Origin of the sequence: Natronomonas sp. (assembly GCF_046710025.1) — an archaeon.
Classification (GTDB): Archaea; Halobacteriota; Halobacteria; order Halobacteriales; family Haloarculaceae; genus Natronomonas.
In genome coordinates this window covers 1-4,662 of the sequence record NZ_JBKEGK010000206.1, presented here as the reverse complement: position 1 = coordinate 4,662, position 4,662 = coordinate 1, and the positions used below count along the sequence as shown (strand labels likewise).

At 65.5% G+C, this 4,662-nt stretch carries 4 protein-coding genes; 3 read left to right on the top strand and 1 reads right to left on the bottom strand.

Annotated features, from left to right (window positions below; genetic code table 11):
• Positions 1-510: NAD-dependent epimerase/dehydratase family protein (locus ACI944_RS12030; protein WP_411719289.1), on the bottom strand; the 510-nt coding region annotated here is incomplete at its 3' end.
• Positions 511-628: 118 nt separating this feature from the next.
• Here ACI944_RS12030 and ACI944_RS12025 point away from each other — a divergent pair.
• From ACI944_RS12025 to ACI944_RS12015, 3 genes are all read left to right on the top strand, one after another.
• Positions 629-1,210, top strand: coding sequence for an NADPH-dependent FMN reductase (locus tag ACI944_RS12025; RefSeq protein WP_411719288.1), 582 nt, complete (start codon positions 629-631; stop codon positions 1,208-1,210).
• Between the two features lie 123 nt (positions 1,211-1,333).
• A complete protein-coding gene (locus ACI944_RS12020; RefSeq protein ID WP_411719287.1) occupies positions 1,334-3,496 on the top strand; it encodes an OB-fold nucleic acid binding domain-containing protein in 2,163 nt (720 codons plus the stop codon).
• A 70-nt stretch (positions 3,497-3,566) separates the two neighbouring features.
• On the top strand, positions 3,567-4,662 hold a 1,096-nt coding region (locus ACI944_RS12015; protein ID WP_411719286.1), incomplete at its 3' end, for a tRNA uridine(34) 5-carboxymethylaminomethyl modification radical SAM/GNAT enzyme Elp3.

Below are 4,662 nucleotides of genomic sequence, written 5' to 3'. Positions count from 1 at the left end.
CGGGCGTAGCGACGCAATCGGCACGCCGTCGCGGCGGGCGACCGTCGCGGCAATCTCCTCGGCGACGACCTTCGAGAGCCCATAGGGGTCCTCGGGGCGACAGGGGTGATCCTCGGGGATCGGGAGTGACTCGGGGAGTGGCGTTTCCTCGGCAAAAAAGAAGCCGTATGCGCCATCAGAGGACGCCTGTACGACCCGCGCGCCGACTCGACCCGCGGCCGTGAGGACCGCGTGTGTCGATAGCGTGTTGTTCCGGTAGAGATCGACCCCTGGGTGCGTATCGGCGACTGGGATGGCGGCCCAGTGGACCACCGCGTCGGGATCGACTTCGGTGACAACGTCGAGGACTCCGCCCGGATCAGTGAGGTCCAGCGCGCGGTACTCGACGCCCGTGGCCCCTTCCGCCCCCGGGTGCTCGCGGTCGAGACAAATCACGTTGTGGGCGTCGGCGAGACGGTCGAGGACCCATCGACCCGTCTGCCCGCGCCCTCCAGTGATAATCACATTCATACGTCTGTCTCGGCGCGCTCGATAAAAAGGCCGGCGAGCGTGCTTGAGACGAGGCTCGGCGCGGTTCGGATACGGCCGCATCCCGGGCGCCTTTGATTTCGGCCCCGGTACCACTGACATGAGCAAACTGCGAGTCGCGGCGATCGTTGGCAGTCTCCGGGACGGAAGCTACACGCGCCCCGCGTGTCGGCACGCCCTGGCCGCGGCGGCGACGTTCGACGGCGTCCAGACGAACTGCATCGACCTCCGCGAACTCTCGTTGCCGGTGTTCGATGCCGACGCGGACGACGCCGGCGACGCGTCGGCGCTCAAAGCGCGGATCGGCGCCGCCGACGCGGTCGTCCTCGGCACGCCCGTGTACCACGGCTCGTACTCCTCGGCGCTGAAGAACGCCCTCGATTACTGCGGGTTCGACGAGTTTGAGGACACGACGGTGGGGCTGTTGTGTGTCGCCGGCGGCTCGTTCCCGACGACGACGCTTGATCACCTTCGGTCGGTCTGCCGGGCGCTCGACGCCTGGGTTGTCCCCCATCAGGTGGCGATCCCGGCGGCGCGAAACAGTATCGAGGGCGGCGAGATCGTCGACGACGGTGTCGGCGAGCGCGTCGAGGTGCTCGGCCAGCGGATGGTTGAATACGCGCGGATCGAACCGGACCCCCGGACGATCGAGTCGACACAGAACGTCGGCGCAGAGGACTGACTCGGGGACCGTCAGCGTTCGCTAACGACGCGATCCGCGTGCCGATCCCGCCGTCTCACGCCGGATTCGGCCCCCGCGTGGATTCCGACAACCGTTTTAAGCCCCGACTGTTGTATTCCGCTAATGGGTAGCTGTATCATTTGCGGCACGTCCACCGACGGACCGATCTGTGAGGTCCACGAGGAAGACGTCGTCTTCGAGTTCGAAGGGAATCAACCATCGCAGTTGACGCCGGGTCGCTTCTACGTTGGAAGCGTCGACGGCTACGCCGACTTCGGCGTGTTCATCAACATCGGCAACGTCACCGGCCTCCTCCACCGGAGCAAACTCGACCGCCGGCTTGAGAGCCTCGAGTGGGAGGTCGGCGACAACGTCTGCGTGCAGGTGAACAACGTCCGCGACAACGGCGATATCGACCTCGATTGGTCGATCCGAGAGACGCCGGAAGACTTCCGAGGGCACCTCCTCCAGACGCCGGAGGGAGACAGTTTCATCGATGAGGACGCCGAGGACGGCAGAGAGGACGATGAAGACGATGGGGACGAACGCGGCGAGACTGCAACCGACACCGAAGCCGAACCTGAACCCAAAGCCGAGGCCGGGACCGAACCCGAACCCGACGACAGCAACGCGACACCCGACGCCCCCGAACCCACTCCCGGCGAACCGGGAACGACGGGTGGCGCGGACGAACAGACCGGCGGCAGCCCGGGGGACGCCGAACTCAGCGAGATCGCTGCCGATTCGCCCGACGAGGACGGCTCCACGGACGATGCTGAGGGGGACGACATCGACGCCGAACACGAGCGCGTCACCGTCGAATCGCTTGAGGACCGCGTCGGCGACACAGTCCGACTCGAGGGCACTATCGCCTCGGTCCGCCAGACCTCGGGCCCGACCGTCTTCGAACTTGAGGACGAGACGGGTATCGTCGACTGCGCGGCGTTCGTCGAGGCCGGCGTGCGTGCCTACCCCGACATCGAGGCCGGCGACGTCGTCCGTCTGGACGGCGAGGCTCGGGTCCGCCGCGACGAGATCCAGGTTGAGACCGACTCGATCGAGACTCTCCCCGAGGAGGCCGGTGACGCCGTCGAAACCCGGATGAATGAGGCCCTCGACGACCGCGCTAGTCCGGATAGCGTTAACCCGATCGCCGACGATCCCGAAATCGATGCGATCGTCGACGACATCGAGGCCGTTGCGACGGAGATCCGGCGCGCTGTCATCGAGTCACGGCCCATCGTCGTTCGACACGACGCAACAACTGACGGCTACGTCGCCGGTGCGGCGATCGAGCGGGCCGTGTTGCCTCTCATCGAAGCCGAACACGGCACGGCCGACTCGGTGTATCACTACTTTGACCGCCGCCCGCTCGAGGACGGCGTCTACGATATGAACGACGCGACGAAAGACGCGACCCGGATGCTCGGCGACCGGGACCGCCACGGTGAGAAGATCCCGCTTTTCGTCTTCGCCGCCGCCGGGTCGACCGCCGCCTCCGCCGACGGCCTCGATCTATTGGATATCTACGGCGCGCCCCAAGTCGTCATCGACGGCCAAGCGGCCGACGACGCGGTCGCGGACCGGATCGACTCGCTCGTCACCGCGGAGACCCGGACCGTTTCGACGGTTGCGGCCACGCTCGCCGCGACGACCAACGGCGACGTCCGAGAGGATCTGCTCCACCTGCCGGCGGTCAGTTACTGGGCCGACGCCCCCGAGATGTACGTCGACCTCGCTGCCGGCGCCGGCATCGACGCCGAATCGACGAAACAACTTCGCGAGGCGGTCGCGCTGGAGGCGTTCTACCAGTCGTATGAGGACAAACGCGAACTCATCATCGACCTACTGTTCGAGAAGCGGACGGGGCTTGCCGCGCAGGTCTCCGAGCAGTTCGTGACGAAGCTCGACGACGAACTCGACACCGTCGTCCCGAACCTCGACGAACGGATCGTCGACGGCGTTCCCGTGGCTGTCCTCGACACCGACGCCTACACGCACCGATACGATTTCCCGCCGACGCGACTCCTGCTTGACGAACTTGACCGGCGGCTCGACTCGGCGGCCGTCGTCGGCGTCGGCACCGACGAACTCCATGTCCGGGCCGACGGTGATCTCGACCTCAGTTCGGTCGTCGCCGAACTCGACGACACGGTTCCGGACGCCGGCGTCTCGAACCCAGGGACTCGACAACCGACGATCGAGTTCCTCGCCGGTGAGCGCGAGGCGGTCATTGAGGCTGTCGTCGATGCGGTCGCCGGGTCGATCGCGACGCCGTCGGCCTGAACTGCGACGACTCTAGACGGCGTTCGACCGCTAGCCATTTCCCCTCGGATGTCCTTTGTGCGGATAGCGAATGAGTACCGACGTCGATCCCGCCGAGTCCGAGGCGTTCGAGCGCGTCTGTGAGTCGCTCGTCGAGTCCTTACTGGCGGGCGAAATCGACCGCGACGATCTTGAGGCCGCGAAGATGGACGCCTGCCGGGAGCACTCCGCGCCGAAAGTCCCGAAGAACACGGAGTTGCTCGATTACGCCCCCGAAGAGCACCGCGAGGAACTCGAGCCGGTGCTCCGACGGAAACCGGTGCGGACGGCTTCGGGCGTCTCGCCGGTCGCGATCATGACATCGCCGCACACCTGCCCGCACGGGAAGTGTCTTTACTGTCCGGGCGGCCCTGCCTCGGAGTTTTCATCCTCGCAGAGCTATACGGGCCACGAGCCGGCCGCGGCCCGCGGCGTCCAGAACGACTACGACCCCTATGGCCAGGTGACCCTACGGCTCCACCAGCTTCGGAAGATCGGCCACCCGGTCGATAAGATCGAGTTGATCCTGATGGGCGGAACGATGACCGCCCGCAGTCACGACTACCAGGAGTGGTTTGTCAAGCGCGCCCTCGAGGCGATGAACGACTACGACCTCGATTCGCCTCCCACGCCGAGCGAATCGGAGTCGTTCAAACCCGATCCCGAAGCGACCGATTTCCGCTATCTCGAGGACGTGATCGCCGAAAACGAGACGAACGCGATCCGCAACATCGGGACGACCTTTGAGACCAAACCCGACTGGTGTGACCCCGAACAGATCGACCGAATGCTCCGACTGGGCGGGACGAAAGTCGAGGTCGGCGTCCAGACCACCTACGAGCGGATCAACCGTGAGATGCACCGTGGCCACGGCATTCAGGCGTCGATCGACGCGAACCGACGCCTCCGGAACGCCGGGTTCAAAGTCGGCTTTCACATGATGCCCGGCCAGCCCGGAATGTCAAAGGAAATGTGTCTTCAGGACTTCCGGGAACTGTTCGAGAGCACCGATTGGCGCCCTGACTATCTAAAGATCTACCCGACGCTTGTCGTCCGCGACACGGTTACCTACGACATGTGGCGCCAGGGAGAGTACGACCCCCTCACGAACGAGGAGGCCGCCGACCTCGTCGCCGAGATTAAATCGA